The sequence below is a fragment of the Streptomyces sp. NPDC006134 genome (assembly GCF_040628835.1).
Classification (GTDB): domain Bacteria; phylum Actinomycetota; class Actinomycetes; order Streptomycetales; family Streptomycetaceae; genus Streptomyces.
Genome location: NZ_JBEXTV010000061.1, coordinates 1 through 26,498 on the forward strand (window position 1 = coordinate 1; position 26,498 = coordinate 26,498).

Here is a 26,498-nt window from a genome sequence, read left to right on the forward strand (position 1 = left end):
ACGCCGACGTCGTCGGGGCCGGCGGTGAGGGTGTTGTTGCGGCCCTTGCGGTGGGTGGTGCCGATGGGGTGGATCGGGGGGAGGTAGACGACGTCGAAGCCCATCGCGGCGATCGCCGGGAGGCGGCGGGCGGCGGTGCGGAAGGTGCCGTGGGGCTGTTCGGGGGTGCCCTCGGAGCGGGGGAAGAACTCGTACCAGGCGCCGTACAGGGCGCGTTCGCGTTCCACCAGCAGCGGCAGCGGGTCGGAAGAGGTGACCAGCTCCCGCAGCGGATACCGGGCCAGCACCGCGTCCACCTCCGGTGTGAACGCCGCCGCCAGGCGGGTCTCGGCCGGCAGGGTGTCGTCGCGCAGGGCGTCGGCCGCGGCCCGCACCACGGCACGCCCCTCGGGGTCCGGGACCCCCGCGGCGGCCCGCTCGTACAGCTCGGCGCCCTCCTCCAGGACGAGACCGGTATCGATCCCGGCCGGCACCTTGATCCGCGCGTGGTGGCGCCAGGTGGTGACCGGGTCGCTCCACGCCTCCACCCGGAAGGTCCAGTGCCCCTCGGCCGTCGGGGTGACCTCGGCCCCCCAGCGGTCGGTGCCCGGGGCCAGCTCCCGCATCGGCGTCCACGGCCCGGGGCGGCCGTCCGGGTCCTCCAGCACGACGTTGGCGGCGACCGCGTCGTGTCCCTCACGGAACACGGTGGCGGTGACCTCGAACGTCTCTCCCGCCACCGCCTTCGCCGGGCGCCTGCCGTACTCCACGACCGGCTGGACGTCCCGCACCGGGATGCGGCCCGTCTCCCGCGTCGTACTCGTCGGTCTCATCGGTTCTCACCTCCGCCGTGCTCGCGGCCGGGCTCCTTCGCGCCCGGCCAGGGGGTCAAGCTGCGCCGGAGGGGCTCCTGCTCCCCGCCGGGGAATGCCGGTCCGCCGCCGGGGGTCCCCGTCTGGCGGCAGCCGCCGTACGAGGCCGCTTCTCCTGTTCCCCCGCACAGGTGACCGGGCTCGTCCGCAGATACCGTTCGGCGGCGTCCGCGGCCTCCCGCGCGCACCGCTTCCCCAGGAGCGCGCACAGGGCGTAACCCGAGTCCTCGAAGGCGGCCCGCACCGCGCGGTCGGCGGGGGACGCCAGCATCATGCGTTCCCACGCCCGGTAACGCCGCAGCTGCCGGGCGACCTCGGCCTTCGCGGGTAGCAGCATGGTGCCGTTCACCTTCCGGGACCCGATGGACACGTTCCCGACGGTCGGGCGGTGACCGCGCACAGCACGGCTCCGTCACGGCGATCGAGTTCCTCACACATGGTGCACGGACGGCGACCCAGCGTCTTGTTGGATCTTCAACCACATGGGAGGGGCCGCGCCGCCCGCTCGTGTTGCACGAACGGACTACAGCTCTCACTCTGGAGTGACTCAGAAGCGCTATGTGCTCACGCTTCGTGTTCGGGGAGCTCGTCCCGCAGGGGCGAGGAGGAGCGAGAGCCTCGCGGTGAGGAGCCAACGACGATGAAGACCGCAGTGCCCTGCTACTACCACCTCGACGTGGAAGTCAGCCCGGAACGGGTCGGACAGGTCAGGCGCATCCTGGCCGCTCACCTCAGGTTCTGGGACCTGGAGAACCTCGTCGAACCCGTCTGCCGTGGCGCGGAGATGCTGCTGAGGGCGATCGACGAGCACGCGAGCGACAAGAACACGTCGATCGAGATGTGGTGGAACGGCCAGCACCTCATCACGGCCGTGGGGGGCAACGACCACGCGCTCCGCCCGGACCAGGACCTGCGCGGCTGCCTGCAGCACCTCGCCGCGACGAGCGACGGCTGGGGCTGCTGCGCCACCGACACCGGAGCCAGGGTCATCTGGTTCTCCCAGCGGGCCCGCGCCGGCGAACGCGTCCCGCTGGTGCCGACGGCGCCCACGCCGGACACCCGGGAGGGCCTGGAGCTGCCCCGCGAGACGCCGGTCACGGCCCGGCTCGCCCACCCGGCGAGCATGCCGAGCGAACCGGGCGCGTCGGGCGGCGTCCTGGAGGAGACCCGGTGACGGCCGCCGCGCAGACCCGCACGGGGGTGCCCGTCTGGAGCGGGCACCCCTACCCGCTGGGAGCCACGTACGACGGGCAGGGCACCAACTTCGCGCTCTTCAGCGAGGTCGCCGAACGCGTCGACCTCGTCCTCGTCGCCGACGACGGCACCCACCACAGCGTCCGGATGGCCGAGGTCGACGGCTTCGTCTGGCACTGCTACCTGCCCGGCGTCGGCCCGGGCCGGCGCTACGGCTACCGCGTCCACGGACCGTGGGCCCCCTCCGTGGGGCACCGCTGCAACCCGGCCAAGCTCCTCCTCGACCCGTACACCCGCGCGGTGGACGGGCAGGTCGACAACCATCCCTCCCTCTTCGAACGCACCCCTGGCCGGCCCGACCCGGCCGACAGCGCCGGGCACACCATGCTCGGCGTGGTCACCGACCCGTTCTTCGACTGGGGCGACGACCGCCCGCCCCGCCGCCCGTACGCCGACACCGTCATCTACGAGGCCCACGTCAAGGGGATGACCCGCACCCACCCCGACGTGCCCCCCGAACTGCGCGGCACCTACGCGGGCCTCGCCCACCCGGCCGTCGTGGACCACCTGACCTCCCTCGGCGTCACCGCGGTGGAGCTGATGCCGGTGCACCAGTTCATCCACGACGGCGTGCTCCAGGACCGCGGCCTGTCCAACTACTGGGGCTACAACACCATCGGCTACTTCGCCCCCCACAACGGCTACGCCGCCCACGGCACCCGCGGCCAGCAGGTCACCGAGTTCAAGGCGATGGTCAAGACGCTGCACGAGGCCGGGCTCGAAGTCATCCTCGACGTGGTCTACAACCACACCGCCGAGGGCAACCACCTGGGCCCCACCCTCTCCTTCCGCGGCATCGACAACGCCTCCTACTACCGCCTGGTCGACGGCGACTGGGAGCACTACTACGACACCACCGGCACCGGCAACAGCCTGCTGATGCGGCACCCCTACGTCCTCCAGCTGATCATGGACTCGCTGCGGTACTGGGTCACCGAGATGCACGTCGACGGGTTCCGCTTCGACCTCGCGGCCACCCTGGCCCGCCAGTTCCACGAGGTGGACCGGCTGTCGGCGTTCTTCGACCTCATCCAGCAGGACCCGGTGATCAGCCGCGTCAAGCTGATCGCCGAACCGTGGGACGTCGGCGAGGGCGGCTACCAGGTCGGCAACTTCCCGCCGCTGTGGTCGGAGTGGAACGGCAAGTACCGGGACGTCGTACGGGACTTCTGGCGCGGCGAGGACCACACCCTCGGCGAGTTCGCCTCCCGCCTGACCGGCTCCTCCGACCTCTACCAGCACAGCCGGCGCCGCCCCCGCGCCAGCGTCAACTTCGTCACCGCGCACGACGGGTTCACCCTGCGCGACCTGGTGTCGTACAACGACAAGCACAACGAGGCCAACGGCGAGGGCAACCGGGACGGCGAGAGCCACAACCGGTCCTGGAACTGCGGCGCCGAGGGCGACACCGACGACCCGGCCGTGCTCGAACTGCGCGCCCGCCAGCAACGCAACTTCCTGGCCACCCTCATGCTGTCCCAGGGCATCCCGATGCTCTGCCACGGCGACGAACTGGGCCGCACCCAGCGGGGCAACAACAACGCCTACTGCCAGGACAACGAGATCTCCTGGATCGACTGGCGGCTGACCGGCGAGCAGCGCGCCCTGATGGACTTCACCCGGTACCTGATCGCCCTGCGCGCAGCCCACCCCGTGCTGCGCCGGCGCCGCTACTTCCGCGGTGAGACGGTCACCCACCAGGACCAGCCGCTGCCCGACCTGGTGTGGCTGCGTCCCGACGCCCGCGAGATGACCGACGACGACTGGCTGCGCCCCGACGCCCACGCCGTCGGCGTCTTCCTCAACGGCGACGCCATCGCCGAACCCGACCCGTGCGGCCGGCGGGTGGTCGACGACTCCTTCCTGCTGCTGTTCAACAGCCACTGGGAGCCGGCCGCCTTCCGCCTGCCCGACGCCGCCTACGGGGAACGCTGGACGACACTGATCGACACCGCCGACCCCGACGCGGTCCCCGACGAGGCGGAACACAAGGCGGGCACGTCGCTGACGGTGGGGGCGCGCAGCCTGGTCCTGCTGTCCCGGCCCTCCCGCAGTGCCCGGCCGGTGAGCGGGTGAGCCCGTGAGGTCAGCGTGCGCGGTCGCGTGCGGTCACCGTGAACTGCGCGCCGTCGGCGTCCCGCAGCACCGCCTCCTCCTCGTCCTCGGCCAGGACGCTGCCGCCGTGCAGCTGAGCGGCCCGGGCACAGGCCGGGACGTCGTCGACGGAGAAGTGGACCTGCCAGTGCGGCCGGATCGCCGGGTCGGGCGCCGCCTCCAGCGCCCCCGACTCGATGCGCGCCACCACGTCCCCCTGGCTGCGCAGGACCACCTCGTCGCCCTCGTACTCGACCTCGCAGCAGCCCGGCCGGTTCGACGCCCAGTCGAAGACCTCGCCGTAGAAGATGGCGGAGTCGAAGGCGTCACGGGTGTGGAGCCGGATGAAGGCGGGACGCGCGTTGCGCCAGGTCTCCCAGTCGCTGAACAGCTCGCCCTCCCAGACCCCGAAGGTCGCGCCCTCCCGGTCGGCCAGCAGCGCCGCCCGCCCCGGCGGCAGGGAGATCGGCCCGACCGCGACCGTGCCGCCCCGCTCCTGCACCCGGGACGCGGCCTCGTTCGCGCTCGGCACGGCGAAGTACGGCGTCCAGGCCACCGCCATCTGCCACATGGCGGCGACCGCGGCGATCCCGGCGACCGGCGCGCCGTTCGCCAGCGCGATCCGGAAGCGGTCGCCGAGCCGGGCCGGGCGCCACTGCCAGCCCAGCACGGCCGAGTAGAACTCCTCGGTGGCCTTCAGGTCCCGGCTGGTCAGACTCACCCAGCAGGGGGCCCCGAACACGGAGTGCGTGGAGACGACGTTCTTGGCGCCGGCGGGGGAGCTCATGTCGTGATTCATGGCAGTACGTCCTGGTCTCGTCCACCGGCAGCCACCGGTTCCACACCAGTGTCCGGCCGAAACGGCGGCGGGCGCCTGCCGAGTACCCCGGCGGCAGCCCCGAAACGGAGGGTGAGCCCCGGTCGGCCCGGTGGCACGGGGTGGGACGAGTGACGACGATGGAGGCGTCGGAGAAGTACCACGAGCCGCAGTACCAGGAGAAGCACTACCACGACAGGCGGCCCCGCGCGGCGCAGGCGGCGGCGACGCACCGGATCCGGAGGTGACCATGCCCACGGACGGGGGCTCGGAGCAGATCTCCGAGCTGCAGGAACAGGTCCGGCAGCTGAAGGAGGCGGTGGTCTCGCACGCCGTCGTCGACCAGGCGATCGGGATGATCGTCGCGCTCGGCCGGGTCGCGCCGGACCAGGGATGGGCCGTGCTGAAGGACGTCTCCCAGCACACCAACATCAAGCTGCGCAACGTGGCGGAGATGATCCTGATCTGGGGGCGCACCGGAGTGATGCCCGCGCAGATCCGGGCCGAGCTGGAGGACGCCCTCGACCGGCACGGACCGACGCAGATCCCCGGCGCGCCGCGGGAGTGGTGAACCCGGAGCCCCTCCGGAAACCCCTCCGGGGCCGGGCGGCTCCGGAAACCCCTCCGGGCGGCTTCGGAAACCCCTCCGGGTGGTGTGCCCGGCTCCCCTCAGCCGGATCGGCCGGCCGGATCGGTCCGGCCGGCCGGGCCCGGTCCGGCCGGCGCGGTCAGCCGGTCTCGGCGAGGATCTCCTCCCTCAGCTGGGCGAAGCAGCCGCTGAGCAGGCGGGAGACGTGCATCTGGGAGATGCCGAGCTGCTGCGCGATGCGGCTCTGCGTCATGCCCCCGAAGAACCGCAGATAGAGGATGGTGCGCTCCCGCTCCGGCAGCGCCTGGAGGCAGGGCCGGACGGCCACGCGGTCGACCACGGTGTCGAAGGCCGGGTCCGGGCCGCCGAGCGCGTCGCCGAGGGCGTACCCGTCGGTGCCGGGCATGTCGGCTTCCAGCGACAGCGCGGAGAAGCACTCCAGGGCCTCCATGCCGGTCCGCACCTCCGCGGCCGTCAGATGCGCGTGCGCGGCGATCTCGTCGACCGTCGGGGCGCGCCCCGGAGTGGTCTGCGCCAGCTCCTTCGCCGCGCGCCGCACCCGGTTGCGCAGGTCCTGGACCCGGCGCGGCACGTGCAGCGTCCACATGTGGTCGCGGAAGTGCCGTTTGATCTCGCCGGTGACGGTCGGCACGGCGTACGCCTCGAAGGCGTGGCCGCGGGCCGGGTCGTAGTGGTCGACGGCCTTGACGAGACCGAGGGCCGCCACCTGGTACAGGTCCTCCAGGCTCTCGCCGCGTCCGCGGAAACGGACGGCGATCCGCTCGGCCATGGGCAGCCAGGCCTGGATCAGCTCGTCCCGCAGCGCCTTGCGTTCCGGGCCCTCGGGCAGCCGGGCCAGCCGTTCGAAGGCCGCGGCCGTGTCGGGGGCGTCGTCGTGGGGATGCGGCGTGGTTCTGCCGGCGACACGCATGGTGCGTACCTCCCTCAGCGGGGATGCCGGGTGGACGGACACCATGGGAGGCGGGACCGCTTCGGACCCTCGCGGAGCGCGCCGGGGTCGGGCGCCCACCGGGCGCGCGGCGGGCCGACTCCCACGGACGTGCCTCCGGTCCGAAGCACACAGAGGCCATTCCCGGTGCGTACGTTTTCCAAACAAATCACTCTATGTGGTGATAAGAGGCATCCGGGTGATCCCGGGCCCCGGAACGTGATGTACGGCACGCCCGCGGCGGCGCTCGGAGGACCCGCCGGACGGTTCCCGCTGGGCACGGCTTGATCACCGATCACCGGCGGCGAAGCCCCTGGCCACGGCGCATTCCGCGCATTTGACAGTGCGCTCGGGCCCTCGATAGGAAGCAGCTTCCAGAGGTCGAGAGGTGCAGTGTGGACGAGCCGAACGTGGTCGGGGACTGGCAGGAGTACGAGGAACATGCCGGTCTGCGCGTCCGCGTCCACCGTCTCGAGGCGGCCGAACCACCGCGCGGGCGGGACGAGGCGGCCGAGGGGCTGACGTACTTCCGTGTCCGCGTGACCGTCGAGAACCGCAGCGCCCGGCGTTTCGGCATCCACCTGGAGGACGGCCAGATCGACGTGCGGGTCGGCCCCGACGGCGAGGGGGCGTTCGTCGACTGGCGCAACTCCCAGTTCGTCGAGGGCTTCGACGTCTACCCGCTGCGCCGGGTCACCGCCGTGCTGTACGCGGCGGCCCCCGAGGCGGCCCTGGCCCAGGTGGACGTACAGGTGCAGCTGCGGGTCGACGAGGAGTGGACCGACCGCCGGCTGTGGACGGGCGGGATCGGCCCGGTCCCGGGAGAGGCCGCGGCGGGCGCGCTCTGCGCCCCGGGGCGCGAGGGCCTCGTGCACCAGGTCAGCGACTTCCTGCGGGAGCAGGCCGAACCGGACACCGCCTGACGGCCGCCGCGGCGCGGGACGCCGGGGGCGCGCGGGCACCCCGGCGCGGCGCCGGCCTCCCCGGTCGACGCGCCCTCGCCTCCGGCCTTCGGGGCCGCCCGCCCGCTCGCTCGGCGCCGGTGGTGCGCCGTGCCGTGTCAGACGAGCGGCTCGCCGAGCTCGATCGCGCGCAGCGCCGCGGCCAGCGCCCGCTCGTCGCCGACGTCCAGGGCGGTGTCGGTGAACTTGACGACGTGCTCGTCGCCGTGGGCGAGCGCCCGTTCGAGCACCTCCTCGGCCGTCGGCCGGGCGCGCGGCGCGGAGGCGGCCGGCCCGGCGGGGGCGTACATCGCGGTCACCGCGGCGGACGCCGTCCACGCCGCGCGCAGGCTCGGCACCCACAGGGCGCGGGGGAGGGAATCCAGGGTGCGCAGCACGGCGTTGGGGGCGGTCGCCGCGTGCACCAGCATGACCGGCTCGCCGTGGCCGTGGGTGGCGTAGCGGTGGGTGGCGGCCCGGACCAGCTCGGCGAGCCGTGCCCGCGCGGTGTCCGGGTCGGTCACGTCGTCCGCCCACAGCGGCAGGCGGCGCAGGGCGGCCAGCCGGTCCGGGAACCCGCCCCGCGGATCGGGCAGCGCGGGCACGGCGTCCAGGGACGCCGCCGCGGTCGGCGCGGCGGGCAGCGGGGCGAGACCGGTGACCGGGCGGTACCGGGCCGCCCAGTAGCCCAGCCCGTGCGCGAGTTCGGCGAGCCGCGGCCCGTTCGCGCCGGCCTCCAGGGCCCGTACGGCGTGACCGACCCGGATCACCGGGTGCGTGGAGCCGCCGTACAGCCCCGGCAGCAGACGCGGCCACCACCGGGCCAGGACCTCCCGCCACGGCCGGTCGGCGAGGGCACGGGAGAAGTGGGCGATCCAGTCGGCGGCCCGGCGCGGATCGCCCAGCGCCTCGCGCCAGTCGCCGTCGGTCACGGGGGCGACGGCGGCGGGGAGGTCCTCCAGTTTGGACCGGTACAGGTCCAGCCACCGGTGCACGGCGTCCGCCCGCCCGTGCGCGGCGAGCGCCTCGACGACCATGGGGGCGTGGTTGGACAGCCGGCCCAGCCGCTCGGGGCCGCAGGCGTGGAGGCGTTCCAGGGCTTCTTCGAGCGTGCCGCTCGTGTCGTGCGTTCGCGTGTCCATGGCGGGACGCTATGCGCCGGTCCGGCGGGACGGATCGGGCGCGGGGAGGAGAGGCGGGTGGGGCCGGAGACCTAAGGCGTGCCTCCCGTCGGGCCGGTGGGCCGGGCCCGCTCCCGCACGGCCTCGCCCCACGCCCGGCGGTTCGTGCCGCGGGTGCTGCACAATGGTGCCCCAAAAGCCGCAGAGGGGGGTCTCGTGCTGCTGCTCGATCTCGACACCGTGGCGCCAGGCGAGCGGGCGGACGCGTTCCATCATGCGCTGACCAACGACTCGGTACCCAACCACGTCGTCCACGAGGAAACCGGCAGCCGTATCCACGCCCGCATGGAGCGCTGGCGGATCGGCGGCCTCGACCTCATGCAGACCCGCAACTCGGGTTTCGCGGTGCACCGCACGGCACGGCACGTGAACCGGCAGCGCAGCAACCCGATCGTCTCCGTGGCCCTCCAGCCCCGTGGCACCGGCCGGGGTGAGGTCGCGGGCCGCCGGATGCTGTACGGCCCGGACGACATCCTGGTCTTCCACGAACTGACGCCCCGGGTCTACGGCTGGTCCGGCGACGGCGCCGGACAGGCCATGATGATCGACGCGGAACGTCTCGGCGTACCGGTGGACGTGGTGCTGAAGGCCGGCTTCCGGCTGCGCGCCAGCCCGCTGCACGACCTGGTGCTGGAGCATCTGCGCGGTATCTGGCGCGACCCCGGCCGGCTGGAGGCCGACCCCGGGGCGCAGGCCCTGGCGAGCTCCACCACCGACCTCGTCCGGGCGCTGCTGGTCTCCGCCGCGCACGAGGAACGGACACGGCCGGTCCGGGAGGCCCTGGACGACACCCTGCCGGCCCGCGTCCTGGCCTACGCGCGCCGCCACCTCACCGACCGCGACCTGACGCCCGAGCGGATCGCCGCCGAGCACGCGATCTCCGTACGCCGGCTCTACCTCGTCCTCGGCCGGGCCGGCATCAGCCTCGAACAGTGGCTCATCACCGAGCGCCTCGAAGCGGCCCGGCGGATGCTGGCGTCCGCCCGCCACGACAACCTCACGGTCGCCGCCGTCGCCGCGCGCTGCGGGTTCGGCAGCCCCAGCCACTTCACCCGCAGGTTCCAGGCGGCCTACGGCCTGACACCGCGCGAGTGGCGGCGGCAGCAACGGGCGGATGCCCTTTTGGCGACCGGACCGGCCGGGCGTACGGCGCTCACCGCTCCCTCGGACGCAGGGAGATGTGCAGGGTGTCCATGATCTGGAGCCTGGCCGCCCGCGACGCGTCGGTGGCGCGGAGCAGGTCGAAGAGGACGAAACCGTGGATCGTGCCGTGGTACCGGACGGACACCACGGGGACGTCCGCCTCCCTGAGCCGCGCCGCGTACGCCTCGCCCTCGTCGCGCAGCACATCGGCCTCGGCCGTCAGGACGAGGGCCGGCGGCACGCCGCGGAGCTGGTGCGTGGGCGCCCGCAGCGGGGAGACGGTGCCCTGCCGCCGGGTCCCGGGGTCCGGCGCGTACTGCTGCCAGTAGGCGTCCATGGCGGCGCGGCCCAGGAAATAGCCGTCGGCGAACTGGCGGTAGGACGGTGTGTCCATCGCGGCGTCGGTCACCGGGCAGATCAGGACCTGGCAGCGGAAGAGCGGCCCGCCGCGCCCCCGGGCGAGCAAGGTGAGCGCGGCGGCGTGGTGCGCGCCCGCGCTGGCGCCGGCGACGGCCATCCTGGTGCCGTCCAGCCCGTGCTCCCCGCCGTGCCCGGCGATCCAGCGGGAAACGGTGTACGCCTGTTCCACGGCCGCCGGGTGCCGGGCGTCGGCCGGCCGGTCGTACTCGGGAACGACCACGGCGGCTTCCGCGCCCAGCACGAGGTCCGTGACCAGACGCCGGTGCGCGTACGCGTCGGTCAGCATCCAGCCGAGGCCGTGCAGGTAGAGCACCACCGGAAGGGGGCCGTCGCTGCCCGCGGGCCGGAGGACGCGCACCCGGACCCGGTTCCCCCGGCAGGCCGGCAGGGCCAGCCACTCCTCCTCGACGGCCTCGTCGGGGCCGTCGCCGTTCCAGAGCGCCGCCATGCGGGCCCGGGAGGCCGCCGTGCCGGGCTCCTCGCCGTGGGCGGGGCACCGGTACGCCTCGACGAAGGCCCGCGCCCGCCGTTCCAGGACCAGCGTCGGCGGGTGGGCCTGAGCGTCATCCTTCACGGGAACTCCTGCACGGGACCGGGGCCGGCCGGGGAACAGCCCCCGCCGCCCGGGCAGGCGAGTGTCCGGTGCCGGAGCCCGGCCCGCCCGGCACCGGACACTCACCCTACGGTTCCGTGGACGGGGCCGCGACGGAGGTACCGGGTCCGGCCATGTCGCTGCGTGCACACTTTTGGGACGCCGGCCCGTTTTTGCCGCGCCCGCAGGACATCGGACACAAGTGACCGGTCATATGACCTGACGATTGCCCGGCCTTCTGCGCAGACTTGGGGGAGCGGAAGGAAGGGGAGGGGCCGTGACCGTTCGTCCCTCCGGGTTCGTCCCTCCGGGTTCGTCCCTCCGGGTTCGTCCCTCCGGGTTCGTCTCGCCGGGGTCATCTCTCCGGGTTCGTCCCTCCTCCCTGTGCCGGAGGCGGTGGAAGGAGTCTTCGTGGGTGCTGTGCGTGCCGGGACGGCCGTACCGCCGGACACCGACGGTGCCACCTCGTTGCAGGCCACTCTGTCCGGGTGGCTGGCGCCGGTGCTGGTGCGCCCCGGACAGGGAGGTCCCGGACAGGGAAGTCCCGGGCAGGGAAGTCCCGGCCGGGGAGGCCCCGCGGGCGGCACCGTGGTGCTGCACCGCTTCGGTTACGTGCGGCTGATCGTCTGTGAGGCCGCCGGCGGGACGGGCCCGTTGCGCCTGAGCCGCACCCGCCGGCTGATCGCCGGAGACACCGGAGACACCGGAGACACCGGGAACGCCGGGAACGCCGGGAACACCGGGGGCGGCGGGGACGGAGTCGTTCTCGTACTGCCCCGCGCGGGGGCCGTCCGCCTGGCCCAGGACGGCCGGACCGCCACCGTGACCGCCGGTGACCTGGCCCTGCTCGACCTGCGCGTCGCCTTCTCGCTCGAACAGGAGGGACCCGGCCGGGTCCTGCTGTTCCGGATTCCGGCCCACGCCCTGAACGTCCCCGCCCCGGTGCTCCGTTCCGTCACCGGGCGCGCCGTCACCGCCGCGCGCGGGGTGCCCGCGCTGCTGGCGCCGCTCCTGCTGGACCTGGAGGCCACGGCGGACCGGGTTCCCCGGGCGGTGGGCGAGCGGCTCGGGGGCGTCGTCACCGAGTTCGTGGCCGCCCTGGTGAACGAACTGACCGAGGACGGCGACGACCCGCCCTGGGCGGGACCCGGGCACCTGGTCGCCGCCGTCCGCCGGTACGTCGACGAGCACCTCGGCGATCCTGGGCTGTCCGCGGAGGGCATCGCCGCGGCACACGGCATCTCGGTGCGCTACCTGCACCGCCTCTTCGAGGCCGAGGGGATCACCGTGGGCAGGCTGATCCAGCGGCGGCGGGTGGAGCGGTGCGCGCAGGAGCTGACGCGGCGCGGACGGGTGAGTTCCTCCGTCACCGCGGTGGTACTGAGCTGGGGGTTCCGCAGTCCGGCGCACTTCAGCCGCGCCTTCAGGGCCGTCCACGGGTATGCGCCGCGGTACGGGCGTACGGCGGCCGACGGGCGGTCCTGACAGCGGACGGCCGGTCTCCGGCACGGGCCTTCCGGCCCGGACCGGTCAGCCGGTGCCGTGGCGCGACGGCGCGGTCCGGGCCTCGCGCCAGTCGGTGGGCGACATGCCGTACGCCAGCCGGAAGCTCCGGCTGAAGTGTGCCGCGCCGGAGAAGCCCCACCGGGCGGCGACCGCTGACACGCTGGTGGCGCTCCGCCCCGGCCGGGCCAGCTCCCGCCGGGCCTCTTCCAGCCGCCGGTGCTGGATCCAGCGGCCGACGGTGCTGCCGTGGCCGGAGAACAGCTTGTGCAGGTAGCGGATCGAGACGTGGTGGGCCGCGGCGACGACCGCGGGGGACAGGCCGCGGTCCCACAGGTTCTCGTCGATGTGGGCCCGCAGGCGCCGGACGAGAGCCACGCGGTCCTGGCCGGACCCGGGCGGCTCGGGGCCGGCGTCCTCGACGGCCAGGGCGGCGACCAGTTCGGCGACGTTCCCGGCCACGTGCAGTTCGGTACGCGCAGAGCCGGCCGTGGCCGTACCGGCGAGGGTGCGCAGCAGACGGGCCAGCAACGGCGCCACCGCTCCGCCGGCGTGCGGGCGGCGCCGGGTGAGGCCGTGCACCTGCGACTCGGTGAGGGGGAGAGCACGGAGCGGTATCCGGACCAGGTGCAGTTCAAAATCCTCCGTCTCGTGGAGCACCAGGGGATCCGACCCGTCGCGGACGAAGAGGTCGCCGGGCCGGCACAGGCCGTCGGTCCCGTGGCGTACGAGCCGTGCCCGGCCGCGGGCGTGGACACCCACCACGAGGTGCGGGGCCCCGCCGGCGGGAGCGAGGCGAAGGGACTGCGGCGGCCCGGACACCGTACCCACCTGGAGAAAGCCCAGCCGGCGGGTGTCCGTCCGTCCTGCGCCGAGGGCCGGGGCGGGGAGGAGGACCTCCGCCCGGGCGGCGTCCGGCGCGGACGCCGGGAGGTGCGCGTCCGTGGTGGTCGCGGGTGGGGGCGTCGGGCCCATGCGATCCCCTGTCAGCCAGGCTCCGTACGGCGAAGCGGTGTACCGGAAGCGGGGCGTCGCGCGGCGCGTGTGCCCCCGCTCGCCAGCCTGGTGGGGTGGCGGCCCGGCCGGGGGACGGACCGGCGGCCCTTGCAGGCAGAGGCACGAAGCCTGCACACAGGGGCAACGCGGGGCAGCGGGGCCGCTCGTGGTGCCGCGCACGGCCGGCTCGGACGACGGCCGGGTGCCGGGCTGTCCGGCGGGGCCTCACCGGCTCCACGGCGGCCGTGGGACAACGGCGATGCGGTACGTCACCGCATCGCGGGGAGGGCCGGGTGGTCCGGGGCGATCGACCGGCCCGGCGCAGCGGGGCGGCCCCGCCTGTTCGGGGCCGCCCCGCACCACGGTCGTGGACCCCGCCGTACGGACCCTCCGGCCCGGAGCCGCTCCGAGGACCGCGGGTTCCGTGTCCCGGCCCGTCGGCGACGCCCCCCCCCGCCCGCCGTGACGCGCCGAAGTCCCGCTCCTCCACAGGGTGCACGGTAATCCGGACGGGCAGTGCACCCGTGTGCAAGAGCTGTGCACTCGACGGCGACATCAAGGGCCCAACCGCGCATAGCGTGCCGCCGTGTCCTTCACCAAGGGAAGGGCGTCTCCACCGGAACTTCACAGAAGCGGGTCCGACCATGACCGAGCAGATCCCCGTGCCCCCTGTCCTGGAGCCCGCGGCGGCGGCGTTCGCCGAGGCGACCGCCGAGCCGCCGTACCTCTACCAGCTCCCGCCCGCCGAAGGCCGCAAGGCGGTCGACGAGGTGCAGAACGGGCCGGTCGCCAAGCCCGCCGTGGACGAGGAGTGGATCACGGTCGACGGCGGGCCGACCGGTTCCGTACGGGTGCGCATCGTGCGTCCGGCCGGGGCCGAGGGGCCGCTGCCGGTGATCGTCTACATCCACGGCGCGGGCTGGGTGTTCGGCAACGCGCACACCCACGACCGGCTGGTGCGCGAACTGGCCGTCGGCGCGGGTGCCGCCGTCGTCTTCCCCGAGTACGACCTGTCCCCCGAGCACCGCTACCCGGTCGCCCTCGAACAGAGCTGGACGGCGGCCCGCTGGGTGGTCACGGACGGAACCGCCGAGGACCTCGACCCCGCCCGCGTCGCGGTGGCCGGCGACTCGGTCGGCGGCAACATGAGCGCGGCCCTCACCCTGCTGGCCAAGGAACGCGGCGGGCTGCCCCTGGTGCAGCAGGTGCTGTTCTACCCGGTCACCGACGCCGCCTTCGACACCGGCTCCTACCACCGGTTCGCGGAGGGCTACTTCCTGCGCCGGGACGCGATGCGGTGGTTCTGGGACCAGTACACGACCGACGAGCGGCAGCGCGCGGAGATCACGGCCTCCCCGTTGCGCGCCACCACCGAGCAGCTCACCGGCCTGCCCCCGGCCCTCGTCGTCACCGCCGAGGCCGACGTCCTGCGCGACGAGGGCGAGGCGTACGCCAACAAGCTCCGCGCGGCGGGCGTGCCGGTGATCGCCGTGCGCTACCAGGGCGCCCTCCACGACTTCGTGATGCTGAACGCGCTGCGCGAGACCCAGGCCGCCCAGTCGGCCATCGACCTCGCCACGACGACGCTGCGCCGGGCCTTCGCCCGGCGATGACGTCCGCGCCGCGCGCCCTCGACGGAGGACAGACCATGACCACGAGCGAGCCCCGTCCGGCCGGCGGGCGGCACTTCGAGCCCGACCTGCGGAGCATGACCCGCATCACCCTGCGGCCCATCGCCTCGCCGATGCCCCTGGGCTTCTACACGGTGGCCATCGCCTCCGTCCTCGTCGCCTGCTTCCAGCTGGGGGTCTTCCCGGAGACGGCCGGCCGGGCCGTCGCCCTCGCGATCCTCCCGGCCTTCGTGCTGCAACTCCTGGTGGGCGTCCTCGCCTTCGGCGCCCGGGACGTGCTCGCGGCCACGCTGATGGCCTGCTTCTCCGGCATGTGGCTGGCCGCCGCGCTCGTCCTGGCCCTGCAACCGCCCGGAGGCACCCGGGTGCTCGGCGTGCTGAACGCCGTGTTCGCGCTCTTCGCCCTCCTGATGGCGAGCGTCGCCGGGCGCAAACGGGCCCTGTGGTGCGTGCTGTGCGCGGCCGTGCCCCGGTTCTCCGCGGCCGCGCTGGCGGGCCTCACCGGCGTCTCCTGGGCGGCCACCCTCTCCGGCGCCCTGGGGCTGCTGCTCGCGGCGGTCGCGATGTACACCGCCTTCGCCCTGATGCTGGAGGACATGCGGGGCGTGGAGGTCCTGCCCATCGGGCGCAGCGGCCCCGCCCACCACGCCGTCGAAGGCGAACTCTCCGTACAACTGCGGGACATCGAGCGCCAGGCCGGCGTGCGCCGCACCCTCTGAGCCCGCGCCCTCCCCTTCCCCGTGGTCGCCGCACCCTTGGGGACCCTCCGGCCCCCATCCCCCCATCCCCCCATCCCCCCATCCCTCCGCCCCTGCGCACCTCCGCCCCGGAAACGAGAAAGAAGAACCTCATGACCGTGATGCCGGTCGGCGGTGTCACCCCGCCGCCCGTGCCACCGCCCGGTGGCGCCGCGGACCTCGTCCTGCGGAACGCGAAGATCCACACCGGTGATCCCGCCCGCCCCGCCGCCTCTGCCCTCGCGGTGCGCGACGGCCACCTCGTCGCCCTCGGCGACGACGGCGACATCGCCGGTCTCCTCGGACCGGGCACCCGCGTCCTCGACGCCCTCGGACGCCGGGTCGTCCCCGGCCTCAACGACTCCCACCTGCACGTCATCCGGGGTGGCCTCGCCTACGTCCTGGAACTGCGCTGGGACGGCGTACGGTCGCTGCGCCAGGCACTGGCCATGCTCCGCGAGCAGGCCGGGCGCACGCCACGGGGACAGTGGATACGGGTGGTGGGCGGCTGGAGCGCGGACCAGTTCGCCGAGCGGCGCCTGCCGACACCGGCCGAACTGACCGCGGCGGCACCGGACACCCCGGTCTTCGTCCTCCACCTCTACCAGGCCGCCGTCCTCAACCGCGCCGCCGTCCGCGCCGCCGGATTCACCCGGGACACCCCCGACCCCCGCGGCGGCCAGATCGTCCGCGGCCGCGACGGAGAGCCCAACGGCATGCTGCTGGCCGCCCCCAGCGCCCTCCTCCTGTACTCCACCCTCGCCAAGGCGCCCCCGCTCGACCCGGCTGACCGGGCGACGTCCACCCGTCACTTCCTGCGCGAACTCAACCGCTTCGGCCTCACCTCGGCCGTGGACGCGGCCGGCGGCTTCCAGAGCTTCCCCGACGACTACACCACCGTCGTCGACCTGGCCCGCGAGGGCCGGCTCAGCGTCCGCATCGCCTACCACCTGTTCCCGCAGACCGCGGGACAGGAACTCGCCGACCTGCGGCGGTGGACCGACACCGTGCGCCCCGGCGAGGGCGACGCGTGGCTGCGGCTCAACGGCGCGGGGGAGAACCTGACCTGGGCCGCCGCGGACTTCGAGAACTTCTCCGAACCCCGACCCGAACTCGGCCCCTACGAGGGCGAGTTCGAGAAGGCGGTACGCCTGCTCATGGAGAACGGCTGGGGGTTCCGGCTCCACGCGACGTACGACGAGACCATCCGCCGCGACCTCGCCGTCTTCGAGAAACTGGCGGCCGAGGGGCTCTTCCCGGCCGGCAACCGCTGGCTCTTCGACCACGCCGAGACCGTCTCGCCCGCCAGCCTGGAGCGCATCGCCGCCCTGGGCGGCACGATCAGCGTGCAGAACCGCATGTCCTTCCAGGGCAGGGCGTTCACCGACCGGTACGGGCCCGAGGCCGCCGCCCGCACCCCTCCGGTCACCGACATGCTCGCCGCCGGCATCCCGGTGGCCGCGGGCACCGACGCCACGCGCGTCTCCTCCTACAACCCGTGGGTGGCCCTGCACTGGCTGGTGACCGGCCGCACCGTCGGCGGTCTGCGCCTGTACCCGCCGCAGCGGCGGGTCTCCCGCGCGACGGCCCTGGACATGTACACGCGACAGGGCGCGCGGATCACGGGTGAGGACGGGGTGAAGGGCGTCCTCAAGGAGGGATGCTTCGCCGACTTCGCCGTCCTCTCCGACGACTACTTCACCGTGGACGCCGACGACATCCCGCACATCGAGTCCCTGCTCACCGTCGTGGGCGGCCGGATCGTGTACGGGGCGGGCGAGTACGAGGGGACCGACGAGGCGGTCCCGCCCGTCGGCCCGGACTGGAGCCCGGTCGCCCGCTTCGGCGGCTACCAGGCGTCGCCGCCGCCCTCCCGGACCGGCGCCCGCCAGGCCGGCCGGGTCGCCGAGGCCGTCGCCGCCTCCGAGGAGCACCGGCGGTGGCGCGTCGCGCGCGGCACCGCCCCCGAGAACCCGCCGGAGATCCCCGACCCGTGCTTCCCGTACTGAGGCACCCGGTCACCCACGGGCCTCCGGCGCCCCGCACCACCTTCCTTCCCACCCGTGAAACGGAGTTCGTCATGCCCGAGTTCGACCTCGACCACGTCACGGCCGCCCCGAGCCCGGACCTGCTCACCCCCGGCAACGCGATGATGCTGTTCGTCGACCACCAGCCGCAGATGTTCTTCGGGGCCGCCAGCGCCGACCGCGCCGGCGTCATCAACGCCACCGTCGGGCTGGCGAAGGCCGCCCGCGTCTTCGACGTGCCCGTCGTCCTGTCCACCGTCGCGGCCGAGTCCTTCTCCGGCCCGATCCTGCCGCAGCTGCGCGAGGTGTTCCCCAAGGAGGAGGTGGTCGACCGCACCACCATGAACGCCTGGGAGGACCAGGCGCTGGTCGACGCCGTGAAGGCGACCGGCCGCCGCAAGATCGTCCTGTCCGGGCTGTGGACCGAGGTCTGTCTCGTCCTGCCCGCCCTCTCGGCGCTCGCCCAGGGCTACGAGGTGTACGTCGTCGCGGACGCCTCCGCCGGTGTCACCCCGGCCGCCCACGAGCACGCGATGCAGCGCATGACCGCCGCCGGCGCGGTCCCCGTCACCTGGCTCCAGGTCCTCCTGGAGCTCCAGCGGGACTGGGCGCGCGGCGAGACCTACGCGGCGACGCTGGACGTCGTCAAGGAGCACGGCGGCGCCTACGGCATGGGCGTCGTCTACGCCCAGTCGATGATCGACCCGCACGCGGCCGGCTGACGGAAGGCCCCCTTTCGTGGACACCGGACTGTTCCTCCTGCGCCTGCTGACGGGCCTGCTGATCGCCGGACACGGTGTGCAGAAGGTCAGCTTCCGGCTCGGCGGCGACGGACTCGCGGGCGGAGCGGAGGAGTTCCGGCGCGACGGCTTCCGCGGCGGGGTGGCGACCGCCCTCGCCGCGGGAGCCGGTCAGATCGGCTCCGGCGTCCTGCTGGCCTGCGGGGCGCTCACCCCGCTCGCCGCGGCGGGCGCCGCCGGCGTGATGACGGTCGCCCTGACCGTGAAGTGGCCCCACGGCCTGTGGGTGCAAAGGGACGGGTACGAGTACCCGCTCGTCCTCGTGACCGTCGCCGCGGCGCTCGCGCTCACCGGGCCGGGCCGCTTCTCCGCCGACCGGCTCCTCGGCCTGCCGCCGTGGCCCGCCTGGGCGCCGGCTCTCGCGGTGGCCGCCGGGATCGGCAGCGGGCTCGCCGTCCGCGTGCTGCTGCACCGGCCGCCCGCACGCCCCGGTCCCGTACCGCCCCTCTCCCGCGGTCCCCGGAGCCCGGCGTGACCGTGCCGACGGGGTCCGGGGCCCGGGGCCCGCGCCGCCGGAGCCCGGCGTCATCACGCCGACGGACGGGCCTTCCCACCACCCGCCTCACCGGCGCCCCGCCTCCCCTGCCCGCCTCCCCCCGCTCCACCTCACCCCGCTCCACCTCACCCTTCCCGCCATCGATCCGGACAAGGACAGCCGACCATGACCACCGACCGTGCCCTCTCCCGCCGCGGTGTCCTGACCACGGCCGCCGGAGCGGCCGCCGCGCTGACCACGGCCGCCGCCCCCGCGGCGGCGGACACCGGCCCGCGCGGCGGCCCGACCGTCGTCCTCGTGCACGGGGCGTTCGCCGACGCCTCCAGCTGGACACCGGTCATCGGCCGGCTCCAGCGCCACGGACTGAACGTGGTGGCACCGGCCAACCCGCTGCGCGGCCTGGCCGCCGACGCCGCCCAGCTGACCGCCGTACTCGCCACCCTTCCCGGCCCCGTCGTCCTGGCCGGCCACTCCTACGGCGGGGCCGTGATCACGGAGGCCGCCACCGCGTCCCCCCACGTCAAGGCACTGGTGCACATCGCGGCCTTCATGCCCGACCGGGGCGAGGTGCTGGGCGAGCTGGCCGCGCGCTTCCCCGGCTCCCGTCTCCTCGACGCGCTCACCCAGGTGCCCGTTCCCGGGCCGGACGGCGCCCCCGGGGCCGACCTGTACCTGCGGACCGACCGCTTCCACGAGGTGTTCGCACACGACGTGCCGCGGAGCACCGCCCGCATCCTGGCGTCCGTCCAGCGGCCGCTGAGCGCCGGCGCGTTCACCGACCGGGCGAACACGGCGGCCTGGCGGCACCTGCCGTCCTGGGTCCTGGTCGCCGGGGAGGACCGCGGCATCCCCCCGGAGCTCCAGCGCTTCCAGGCCCGGCGGGCGGGCGCGCGCACCGTGGAGGTCCGCTCCTCGCACCTGCCCCTGTACAGCCACCCCGGCACCGTCGCCTCGGTGATCCGGGCCGCCGCGGCCCAGGCCGCCTGACCCCCGCGCCCCTCCCACCAGCCCCGGAGAGAACCCATGGCATCCACGCCTGCCCCCGGCACCTCCTACGCCCGCGACCTCGCCCAGGTCGAACGCGCCAACGCCTCCGGCCGGATCCCGGTCGTCTTCGTCCACGGCCTGTGGCTCCTGCCCACCAGCTGGGACCGGTGGGCCGGCGTCTTCGAGGAGGCCGGTTACACCGCCGTGACCCCCGGATGGCCGGACGACCCCGAGACGGTCGAGGAGGCCCGGGCCCACCCGGAGTCCTTCGCCGGGAAGACCGTCGGCCAGGTCGCCGACCACTTCTGCGGCCTCGTCCGCAAGCTGGACGTCAAGCCCGTCGTCGTCGGTCACTCCTTCGGCGGCCTGATCACGCAGATCATCGCCGGCCGTGAACTGTCCCGGGCGTCGGTCGCCATCGACCCGGCGCCGTTCCGGGGCGTGCTGCCGCTGCCCCTGTCGTCCTTGCGGGCCGCGAGCGCCGTCCTGGGCAACCCCGCGAACTACCACCGCGCGGTGCCGCTGACGTACGAGCAGTTCCGCTACTCCTTCGCCAACGCCGTCGACGAGGACGAGGCGCGCCGGCTGTACGACACCTACGCGGTGCCCGCTCCCGGGGTTCCGCTGTTCCAGGCGGCCGCCGCCAACCTCAACCCCTGGACCGAGGTGAAGGTCGACACCACGGCCGCCGGCCGCGGCCCGCTGCTGATCGTCTCGGGCGAGAAGGACCACACCGTGCCCTGGGCCATCGCCAAGGCGTCCTACGACAAGCAGCTCCGCAACGCGCACGCGGTGACGGAGATCGTCGAGATGCCGGGCCGCGGCCACGCGCTGACGATCGACGACGGCTGGCGCGAGGTCGCGGACACCGTGCTCGCCTTCGTCCGGCGCTTCGTCGGCCCCGAGGGCCGTCCGTAGGGTGCCTTCCCGGCGCACACGGTCACGCGTAGGGGTCGAACGGGACCCCCGCGGGCCGGGCCGCCGCCAGGTGGGAGGCGAAGCTGCCGTCCTTCAGGCCGAAGTGGGCGCTGCCGAAGTCGTGGGCGGCCAGCTTCTCGCGTACGCCTGCGGGGTAGCCGTTCCAGCCGACCAGGGCCGGGTACTGCCAGGTGCCCTCGTGGTTCTCCGGCGGCTCGTCGCCCGCGCCGGCCGGGCGGAAGCAGTGCGTGCCGATGCCGTCCTTGTGGTAGACGACCTTCGGGTGGGTGCCGTCGAAGCGGACGGCGGAGCGCGCGTGCACGGTGAACGAGCCGTGGTTCGAGGTCGCGACGTACTGGACGGTGCCGTCCCGCACCCACACCACGACGTGCTCCCAGTCGTGCCGGTGGCCGCCGATGCCGCTGCCGGGCACCGCCTGGTCCTTCTCGAAGTACAGGCCGTACAGGTAGGCGCACCAGCCGTTGTCGCACAGGGAGCGGGAGTAGCCGTTGGTGCGGTCCAGGTCGGCGGCGTCGCGGCAGTCGCCGTCGAGGGCGCCGGCCGGCTTCAGGCCCCCGTTGACCGTGCCGTCGGGGCCGATGGCGGGGCTGGAATAGCAGCCGTCGGTGTCGTAGTCGTAGGCGGGCTGGTACGTCCGCTCCGCCGCGTCCGCGTGGGCGGGCAGCGGCGGGGGCGGGGCGGCGAAGGCGGTGGCGGGGAAGGCGAGGACGAGAGAGACGGCACCGGCCAGGCCGGTGAGCCATCTCCTGCGGCCGGTGCGGGGGCTGTTCGACGGCACGGCGTCCTCCTCTGGTCCGGGCGCGGGCAACTGCCGCGTGGGAATGAGGAGTTCAGCTTTCCGGTTCTCCGCTGCCGGGCCAAGGGGTCGCAGACGTCCCTGTGGTGAAGCGCGGCCCAATAATTGACGTCACGTCACATCACGCCCTGCCGTGCGAGGGTGCCGGGGAGGCCGGCCGCGGCCCTCTCCGGCGCCGCATCCGGCCGCGTCGGCGCGGCCGGATGCGCCTGTGGTGCTTCAGCCCGCCGAGGAGGCCGCGTCGGCCGGCGTGCCCTCGGGCGCGGGCGTCGCGGCGGGGGCGGCGGGCCGCCGGCCCGGGATGAAGGCGGCGACGGCGAAGGCCAGCAGCGCGGCGCCGGCGCCGATGGCCAGGACGGTCTTGAAGCCGCTTTCCGAAGGCAGCGGGTGGCCGCCGAGGTCCGTGGTCATCTGGGCCAGGATCACCCCGGCGATGGCGCTGGCGACCGACGTGCCGATGGACCGCATGAGGGTGTTGAGGCTGTTCGCGGCGGCCGTCTCGCCCGCCGGTACGGCGCCCATGATCAGGGCGGGCATGGAGCCGTAGGTGAAGCCGATGCCGGCGCCGATGACGCAGGAGACCAGCACCAGGTGCCAGACCTCGGACATCAGCACGATGTTCAGCCCGTACCCGGCCGCCACGATCAGCGCACCGGTCATCAGCGTCGTCTTGGGGCCCTTGCTCCGCGAGAGGGCGGCGGAGACCGGGGCGAACGCCATCATCACCAGTCCGGACGGCGCCATGACCAGACCGGCGGCCAGCATGGACCGGCCCAGACCGTAGCCGGTCGCCTCGGGCATCTGCAGGAGCTGCGGAAGGACCAGGGACATCGCGAACATGGCGAAGCCGACCGCGACGGAGGCGAGGTTGGTGAACAGCACCTGGCGGCGGGCGGTGGTGCGCAGGTCCACCAGCGGCTGCCCGGTGCGCAGCTCCCACCGGCCCCACGCGAGCAGGACGACGACGGCCGCCGCGAACAGGCCGAGGGTGGTGCCGCCGGTCCAGCCCCAGTCGGCGCCCTTGGAGATCGCCAGCAGCAGGCAGATCAGCCCGGCGGCCAGGCCGGCACCGCCGACCAGGTCGAAGCGGCCCCCGGTGCGGACCTTCGACTCGGGCACGAGCAGCAGGATCAGCAGCAGGGCGACGGCGCCGAGGGCGGCGGAGGTCCAGAACAGCACGTGCCAGTCGAAGTGGTCGGCGATGAGCGCGGCGGCGGGCAGGCCCAGGGCGCCGCCCACCCCGAGGGAGGCGCTCATCAGGGCGGTGGCGCCGGCCAGCCGGTCGGCGGGCAGCTCGTCGCGCATGATGCTGATGCCGAGCGGCACCACGGCCGCCGACAGGCCCTGCACCGCCCGGCCCACGATCATCGGGATCAGGGACTCGCTCAGGGCGCAGATCACCGAGCCGGCCACCAGCAGCACGACGGAGGCCAGCAGCATGCGGCGCTTGCCCGCCATGTCGCCGAGCCGGCCGACGACCGGGGTGGCCACCGCGGCGGCCAGCAGCGTGGCGGTGACCGCCCAGGCGGTGTCCGACGCGGGGGCGTCCAGGTAAGCGGGCAGCTCCGGGACGATCGGTATGACGAGCGTCTGCATCAGCGAGACGACGATCCCGGCCAGGGCCAGCACCGCCACCATGACGTTCGGCCGCGGCGGGGCGCCGGACGCGGCGTCGGCGGACTGGGCGGATACGTCGGACATGGACATGCCTCCAGGGATGGGCGCGGTGCGACACCGCCATGATTAAATCAATCGACTGACTTACTCTAGAGGCGAGGTGGAACGGCCGGGCGCGCGCCCCCGGTGTGCGGGTGGTACGGGCGGCGACGCGAGCGGTGAGGGCGGGGGCCGGATCCGGGGACGGGGACGTTGCGTAGGCTTCCGTAGCTGGAAGGAGCCGCCCGGGGGGCGGCGACCCGCGGCGGCTGAAGGGACGGACCGCCGGACGGGCCTGGGAAGAACCGGCGTCCCGGTGTGGTGGTGATCATGGTGGCCAGGGCGGTCCGGGCGGAACAGGCCAGTGCGACCCGGGAGCTGATCCTGACCACGGCCGAGCGGCTGTTCGCCGAACGCGGCGTGTACGCGGTGTCCAACCGGCAGGTCAGCGAGGCCGCCGGGCAGGGCAACAACGCCGCCGTCGGCTACCACTTCGGCACCAAGGCCGACCTGGTCCGCGCGATCGCCCGCCGCCACGCCGTGCGCATCGAGGACATCCGCGCCGGACTGTCGGCCTCCGCCGCCGGTTCCACGGACGTCCGCGACTGGGTGGGCTGCCTGGTGCGGCCGTTGTACGACCACCTCGCGGCTCTCGGCAGTCCCACCTGGTACGCGCGCTTCTGCGCCCAGGTGACGACCGATCCGGCGCTGCGGCAGATCATGGCCGAGGAGTCCTTCACCTCCCCGTCGCTGCGGCACATCCTCGACGGGCTGTACCGGTGCCTGCCCGAGCTGCCGGCCGAGGTCCGCGCCGAGCGGGGCGAGATGGTGCGCCACCTGATCGTGCAGACGGCCGGGGAGCGGGAGCGCGCGCTCGCCGAGGGCAGGCCCACCGCCCGCGGCAGCTGGCGCGAGGCGGCCGACGGGCTCGTCGACGCGATCGTCGGTCTGTGGACGGCGCCGGTCACCGGCGACCGGGGGTGAGGGGAAGGCCGCGGAAGGGGTGATCCCGCCGCGGCCGCCGGTCACCGGCGGGCGGGGACGCGGGCGGCGCCCGCCTGGCGTGGCCGCTGTGCGGGGAGCGCCGGGGCGGCCGCGTCCGAGAGGCGAGACGGTGAACCCCGGATGCCCTCTCGGACGCGAGCCGGTGATACCTGGACGCCCTCTCCGCCGCGGCCCCCGGCCCCCCGCCCGTCACGTCCAGCGCGGCGGCGTCCAGTCGGCGTGCCTCAGGATCGTCCGCATGGTCACGCCGGACGGAGCCAGCCGGAGCGCCGCGTTGCGGGCGGCGACCGCCAGCGGATGGGCCAGCTGCTGGCCCATCCGGCCGGCCTGGCGGGCCGCCCGCGCCACGGACTGGCTGCGCGGGCGGCGCTCGGCGTCGTAGCGGGTGAGCGCCGACTCGACCGTCGGTCCGGTGGCGAGCGCGGCCGTCAGGGTGGCCGCGTCCTCCAGCGCCTGGCAGGCGCCCTGGCCCAGGTGCGGGGTCATGGCGTGGGCCGCGTCGCCCAGCAGGACGCACCGCCCCGCGGTGTAGGAGGGCAGCGGCGTCGTCAGCTCGTGGATGTCGTGGTGGAGGACGGCGTCGGGCCGGGTGGCCTCCAGCAGCTCGGGGATCGGGGCGTGCCAGCCGCCGAACCGGCGGCGCACGGCGGCCAGGGAGTCGCTGTGGCGTACCCCGGGCGGCGAGTTGAGCACGGCGTGCCATTCGACCCGGCCGTCCCGGAAGCCGATGTGGCCGAACTCCGCGCCGTTGCCCCAGGTCAGCGTGAAGTCCGTGGCCAGGTCCACGGGGCGTTCGGTGATGGCGCGCAGAACGGTCGAACCGCTGTAGACGGGGCCGGGATGGCCGGGGAACAACTGCCCGCGCAGCCTGCTGCCGACCCCGTCGGCGGCCACGACCAGATCGGCGTCCAGGCTGTCGCCCCCGACGGCCACCCGCACCCGGCCGGCGTCCACGGACTCGGCGGAGGTCGCCTCGGCCCCGATGCGCAGGCACTCCGGCGGCAGGGCGGCGCGCAGCAGCCGGTGCAGCTCGGCCCGGGGGATGCCGACGATCGGAGTCCCCAGCGCGCGTTCGAGGGCGGCCCCGTCCATCCGGGACAGCCACCGCCCGTCGGGGGCACGGGTGCCCCCCTTGTACTGCGGCAGGGCCGCCGCGCGCACGGCCGCGCCGACGCCGAGAGCGTCCAGCGCGCGGATGCCGTTGGCGTGCAGCGAGATGCCCGCCCCCACGTCGGCGAGGCGCCGGGCCCGTTCGACGACCGTCACCCGCCAGCCGATCCCGTGCAGACCGATCGCGGCGGCCAGCCCGCCGATGCCCCCACCGACGATCACCGCACTGCCGTCCATGCTCGCCCCTTTCCCGCACACCACGTCTTCTACAGGTGTAGAAGGGTGACGATACTCCCGCCCTCTACAGGTGTAGAAAGAGGGGGTGCCCACAGACCGACGTACCGTCCTCGCCGACGCGGCCATCGACGTCCTCGCCCACCACGGGATGCGCGGACTGACCCACCGGGCGGTGGACCGGGCGGCCGGCATGCCGTCCGGCACCACCTCCGCCTACTACCGCACGCGCCAGGCCCTGCTGACCGCGCTGGTCCGGCGGCTCGTCGCCCTCGACCAGGCCGAACTCCAGGACGCCGGGAAGCGCATCCCCGTACCGCGCGACGCGCGGGAACTGGCCGCAGCTCTCGGCGCCCTCGTCGAGCGGCGGCTCACCGGCGACGGACGGCGGCGGTCCCTGGCGCGCTACGCGTGCGCGATCGAGAGCGTGCACCACCCCGGACTGCGAGAGATCCTCGTCCCGCGCGACAACGCGGCGCGGCAGGCCGTGCGCGCCTTCCTGGCCGCACAGGGCGTCACCGACCCCGAAGAGCGCACCCTCACGCTGCTGACCTGCGTGGACGGCCTGGTCTTCGACCGGCTGGTGAACGGCGGCAGCGTGTCTCCCCGGGACATCCAGGGACTCGTGACGGCCGCGCTGCGCCGGGACCCGGCGCCACCGGCGGGGGACGGGACGCGGTGACCGGTGTGCCCTGTCCCGGCGGGTGAGGGTCCTGGCCCGGCGCCGCCGTGCGGGAGGGAGTGTGGTGA

25 protein-coding genes are annotated in these 26,498 nt (G+C 74.4%); 15 read left to right on the forward strand and 10 right to left on the reverse strand.

What is annotated here, in order from left to right:
* Positions 1-812, reverse strand: an 812-nt coding sequence (locus ABZ340_RS30210) for a maltotransferase domain-containing protein (protein WP_358785032.1), incomplete at its 3' end; no start/stop codon positions are given.
* Positions 813-867: 55 nt separating this feature from the next.
* Positions 868-1,188, reverse strand: a complete 321-nt coding sequence (locus ABZ340_RS30215; protein WP_358785033.1) for a DUF5133 domain-containing protein — start codon at positions 1,186-1,188, stop codon at positions 868-870.
* A gap of 303 nt (positions 1,189-1,491) precedes the next feature.
* Here ABZ340_RS30215 and ABZ340_RS30220 point away from each other — a divergent pair, with 303 nt between their 5' ends.
* On the forward strand, positions 1,492-2,025 hold the full coding sequence (locus ABZ340_RS30220; protein WP_358785034.1) for a pep a2: 534 nt from the start codon (positions 1,492-1,494) through the stop codon (positions 2,023-2,025).
* Positions 2,022-4,181, forward strand: a complete 2,160-nt coding sequence (gene glgX, locus ABZ340_RS30225; protein WP_358785035.1) for a glycogen debranching protein GlgX — start codon at positions 2,022-2,024, stop codon at positions 4,179-4,181. The genes ABZ340_RS30220 and glgX overlap by 4 nt, the downstream gene beginning before the upstream one ends.
* Positions 4,182-4,191: 10 nt before the next feature.
* Here glgX and ABZ340_RS30230 read toward each other — a convergent pair whose 3' ends face one another.
* A complete protein-coding gene (locus ABZ340_RS30230) occupies positions 4,192-4,998 on the reverse strand; it encodes a VOC family protein (RefSeq protein WP_358785036.1) in 807 nt (268 codons plus the stop codon).
* 268 nt (positions 4,999-5,266) lie between these two features.
* Here ABZ340_RS30230 and ABZ340_RS30235 point away from each other — a divergent pair, with 268 nt between their 5' ends.
* On the forward strand, positions 5,267-5,587 hold the full coding sequence (locus ABZ340_RS30235; protein ID WP_358785037.1) for an ANTAR domain-containing protein: 321 nt from the start codon (positions 5,267-5,269) through the stop codon (positions 5,585-5,587).
* 157 nt (positions 5,588-5,744) lie between these two features.
* Here the strand turns inward: ABZ340_RS30235 and ABZ340_RS30240 are convergent, their stop codons facing one another.
* A complete protein-coding gene (locus ABZ340_RS30240; RefSeq protein WP_358785038.1) occupies positions 5,745-6,536 on the reverse strand; it encodes an RNA polymerase sigma factor SigF in 792 nt (263 codons plus the stop codon).
* Between the two features lie 413 nt (positions 6,537-6,949).
* Here ABZ340_RS30240 and ABZ340_RS30245 point away from each other — a divergent pair, with 413 nt between their 5' ends.
* Complete coding sequence (locus tag ABZ340_RS30245) at positions 6,950-7,477, forward strand: hypothetical protein (protein ID WP_358785039.1); 528 nt, start codon at positions 6,950-6,952, stop codon at positions 7,475-7,477.
* Between the two features lie 137 nt (positions 7,478-7,614).
* On the opposite strand, the gene ABZ340_RS30250 is transcribed toward ABZ340_RS30245, so the two are convergent.
* Positions 7,615-8,637, reverse strand: coding sequence for a questin oxidase family protein (locus tag ABZ340_RS30250; RefSeq protein WP_358785040.1), 1,023 nt, complete (start codon positions 8,635-8,637; stop codon positions 7,615-7,617).
* 195 nt (positions 8,638-8,832) lie between these two features.
* Here ABZ340_RS30250 and ABZ340_RS30255 point away from each other — a divergent pair, with 195 nt between their 5' ends.
* Positions 8,833-9,873: an AraC family transcriptional regulator gene (locus tag ABZ340_RS30255; RefSeq protein ID WP_358785041.1), complete on the forward strand. Its 1,041-nt coding sequence runs from the start codon at positions 8,833-8,835 to the stop codon at positions 9,871-9,873.
* Here the strand turns inward: ABZ340_RS30255 and ABZ340_RS30260 are convergent.
* Positions 9,830-10,813 (reverse strand): alpha/beta hydrolase, encoded by a 984-nt coding sequence (locus ABZ340_RS30260; RefSeq protein WP_358785042.1) that lies wholly within the window; start codon positions 10,811-10,813, stop codon positions 9,830-9,832. The two genes, ABZ340_RS30255 and ABZ340_RS30260, sit on opposite strands and share 44 nt — an antisense overlap.
* A gap of 429 nt (positions 10,814-11,242) precedes the next feature.
* On the opposite strand from ABZ340_RS30260, the gene ABZ340_RS30265 reads away from it, so the two are divergent.
* Positions 11,243-12,316, forward strand: coding sequence for a helix-turn-helix domain-containing protein (locus ABZ340_RS30265; protein WP_358785043.1), 1,074 nt, complete (start codon positions 11,243-11,245; stop codon positions 12,314-12,316).
* A 45-nt stretch (positions 12,317-12,361) separates the two neighbouring features.
* On the opposite strand, the gene ABZ340_RS30270 is transcribed toward ABZ340_RS30265, so the two are convergent.
* Positions 12,362-13,309, reverse strand: coding sequence for an AraC family transcriptional regulator (locus ABZ340_RS30270; protein WP_358785044.1), 948 nt, complete (start codon positions 13,307-13,309; stop codon positions 12,362-12,364).
* A gap of 665 nt (positions 13,310-13,974) precedes the next feature.
* Between ABZ340_RS30270 and ABZ340_RS30275 the strand changes: the two genes are divergently transcribed.
* From ABZ340_RS30275 to ABZ340_RS30305, 7 genes are all read left to right on the forward strand, one after another.
* The gene (locus ABZ340_RS30275; protein WP_358785045.1) at positions 13,975-14,943 is read left to right on the forward strand and encodes an alpha/beta hydrolase; all 969 of its coding nucleotides are present in this window, start codon (positions 13,975-13,977) and stop codon (positions 14,941-14,943) included.
* Between the two features lie 35 nt (positions 14,944-14,978).
* Positions 14,979-15,680: a hypothetical protein gene (locus tag ABZ340_RS30280; RefSeq protein WP_358785046.1), complete on the forward strand. Its 702-nt coding sequence runs from the start codon at positions 14,979-14,981 to the stop codon at positions 15,678-15,680.
* 131 nt (positions 15,681-15,811) lie between these two features.
* A complete protein-coding gene (locus tag ABZ340_RS30285) occupies positions 15,812-17,707 on the forward strand; it encodes an amidohydrolase (RefSeq protein WP_358785047.1) in 1,896 nt (631 codons plus the stop codon).
* Between the two features lie 71 nt (positions 17,708-17,778).
* Complete coding sequence (locus ABZ340_RS30290; RefSeq protein ID WP_358785048.1) at positions 17,779-18,447, forward strand: hydrolase; 669 nt, start codon at positions 17,779-17,781, stop codon at positions 18,445-18,447.
* A gap of 16 nt (positions 18,448-18,463) precedes the next feature.
* Positions 18,464-19,000 carry a DoxX family protein gene (locus tag ABZ340_RS30295; RefSeq protein ID WP_358785049.1) on the forward strand — a complete coding sequence of 179 codons (537 nt, stop codon included), beginning with the start codon at positions 18,464-18,466 and terminating at the stop codon, positions 18,998-19,000.
* 186 nt (positions 19,001-19,186) lie between these two features.
* The gene (locus ABZ340_RS30300) at positions 19,187-20,008 is read left to right on the forward strand and encodes an alpha/beta hydrolase (protein ID WP_358785050.1); all 822 of its coding nucleotides are present in this window, start codon (positions 19,187-19,189) and stop codon (positions 20,006-20,008) included.
* Positions 20,009-20,044: 36 nt separating this feature from the next.
* Positions 20,045-20,926 (forward strand): alpha/beta hydrolase, encoded by an 882-nt coding sequence (locus tag ABZ340_RS30305; protein ID WP_358785051.1) that lies wholly within the window; start codon positions 20,045-20,047, stop codon positions 20,924-20,926.
* A gap of 22 nt (positions 20,927-20,948) precedes the next feature.
* Here ABZ340_RS30305 and ABZ340_RS30310 read toward each other — a convergent pair whose 3' ends face one another.
* A complete protein-coding gene (locus ABZ340_RS30310) occupies positions 20,949-21,725 on the reverse strand; it encodes an NPP1 family protein (protein ID WP_358785052.1) in 777 nt (258 codons plus the stop codon).
* Between the two features lie 237 nt (positions 21,726-21,962).
* The gene (locus ABZ340_RS30315; protein WP_358785053.1) at positions 21,963-23,444 is read right to left on the reverse strand and encodes an MFS transporter; all 1,482 of its coding nucleotides are present in this window, start codon (positions 23,442-23,444) and stop codon (positions 21,963-21,965) included.
* Between the two features lie 285 nt (positions 23,445-23,729).
* Here ABZ340_RS30315 and ABZ340_RS30320 point away from each other — a divergent pair, with 285 nt between their 5' ends.
* On the forward strand, positions 23,730-24,383 hold the full coding sequence (locus tag ABZ340_RS30320) for a TetR family transcriptional regulator (RefSeq protein WP_358785054.1): 654 nt from the start codon (positions 23,730-23,732) through the stop codon (positions 24,381-24,383).
* A 210-nt stretch (positions 24,384-24,593) separates the two neighbouring features.
* Here the strand turns inward: ABZ340_RS30320 and ABZ340_RS30325 are convergent, their stop codons facing one another.
* Complete coding sequence (locus ABZ340_RS30325) at positions 24,594-25,751, reverse strand: FAD-dependent monooxygenase (protein ID WP_358785055.1); 1,158 nt, start codon at positions 25,749-25,751, stop codon at positions 24,594-24,596.
* 85 nt (positions 25,752-25,836) lie between these two features.
* Here ABZ340_RS30325 and ABZ340_RS30330 point away from each other — a divergent pair, with 85 nt between their 5' ends.
* Positions 25,837-26,430, forward strand: a complete 594-nt coding sequence (locus tag ABZ340_RS30330; RefSeq protein ID WP_358785056.1) for a TetR family transcriptional regulator C-terminal domain-containing protein — start codon at positions 25,837-25,839, stop codon at positions 26,428-26,430.
* The last annotated feature ends 68 nt before the right edge of the window (positions 26,431-26,498 follow it).

Bases quoted from the DNA above. Each gene is read 5' to 3' on its own strand.
- ABZ340_RS30215 (WP_358785033.1), bottom strand. From the start codon at position 1,188: ATGCTGCTACCCGCGAAGGCCGAGGTCGCCCGGCAGCTGCGGCGTTAC.
- ABZ340_RS30220 (WP_358785034.1), top strand. From the start codon at position 1,492: ATGAAGACCGCAGTGCCCTGCTACTACCACCTCGACGTGGAAGTCAGC.
- ABZ340_RS30230 (WP_358785036.1), bottom strand. From the start codon at position 4,998: ATGAATCACGACATGAGCTCCCCCGCCGGCGCCAAGAACGTCGTCTCC.
- ABZ340_RS30235 (WP_358785037.1), top strand. From the start codon at position 5,267: ATGCCCACGGACGGGGGCTCGGAGCAGATCTCCGAGCTGCAGGAACAG.
- ABZ340_RS30240 (WP_358785038.1), bottom strand. From the start codon at position 6,536: ATGCGTGTCGCCGGCAGAACCACGCCGCATCCCCACGACGACGCCCCC.
- ABZ340_RS30250 (WP_358785040.1), bottom strand. From the start codon at position 8,637: ATGGACACGCGAACGCACGACACGAGCGGCACGCTCGAAGAAGCCCTG.
- ABZ340_RS30270 (WP_358785044.1), bottom strand. From the start codon at position 13,309: ATGGGCCCGACGCCCCCACCCGCGACCACCACGGACGCGCACCTCCCG.
- ABZ340_RS30275 (WP_358785045.1), top strand. From the start codon at position 13,975: ATGACCGAGCAGATCCCCGTGCCCCCTGTCCTGGAGCCCGCGGCGGCG.
- ABZ340_RS30280 (WP_358785046.1), top strand. From the start codon at position 14,979: ATGACCACGAGCGAGCCCCGTCCGGCCGGCGGGCGGCACTTCGAGCCC.
- ABZ340_RS30285 (WP_358785047.1), top strand. From the start codon at position 15,812: ATGACCGTGATGCCGGTCGGCGGTGTCACCCCGCCGCCCGTGCCACCG.
- ABZ340_RS30290 (WP_358785048.1), top strand. From the start codon at position 17,779: ATGCCCGAGTTCGACCTCGACCACGTCACGGCCGCCCCGAGCCCGGAC.
- ABZ340_RS30300 (WP_358785050.1), top strand. From the start codon at position 19,187: ATGACCACCGACCGTGCCCTCTCCCGCCGCGGTGTCCTGACCACGGCC.
- ABZ340_RS30305 (WP_358785051.1), top strand. From the start codon at position 20,045: ATGGCATCCACGCCTGCCCCCGGCACCTCCTACGCCCGCGACCTCGCC.
- ABZ340_RS30315 (WP_358785053.1), bottom strand. From the start codon at position 23,444: ATGTCCGACGTATCCGCCCAGTCCGCCGACGCCGCGTCCGGCGCCCCG.
- ABZ340_RS30320 (WP_358785054.1), top strand. From the start codon at position 23,730: ATGGTGGCCAGGGCGGTCCGGGCGGAACAGGCCAGTGCGACCCGGGAG.
- ABZ340_RS30325 (WP_358785055.1), bottom strand. From the start codon at position 25,751: ATGGACGGCAGTGCGGTGATCGTCGGTGGGGGCATCGGCGGGCTGGCC.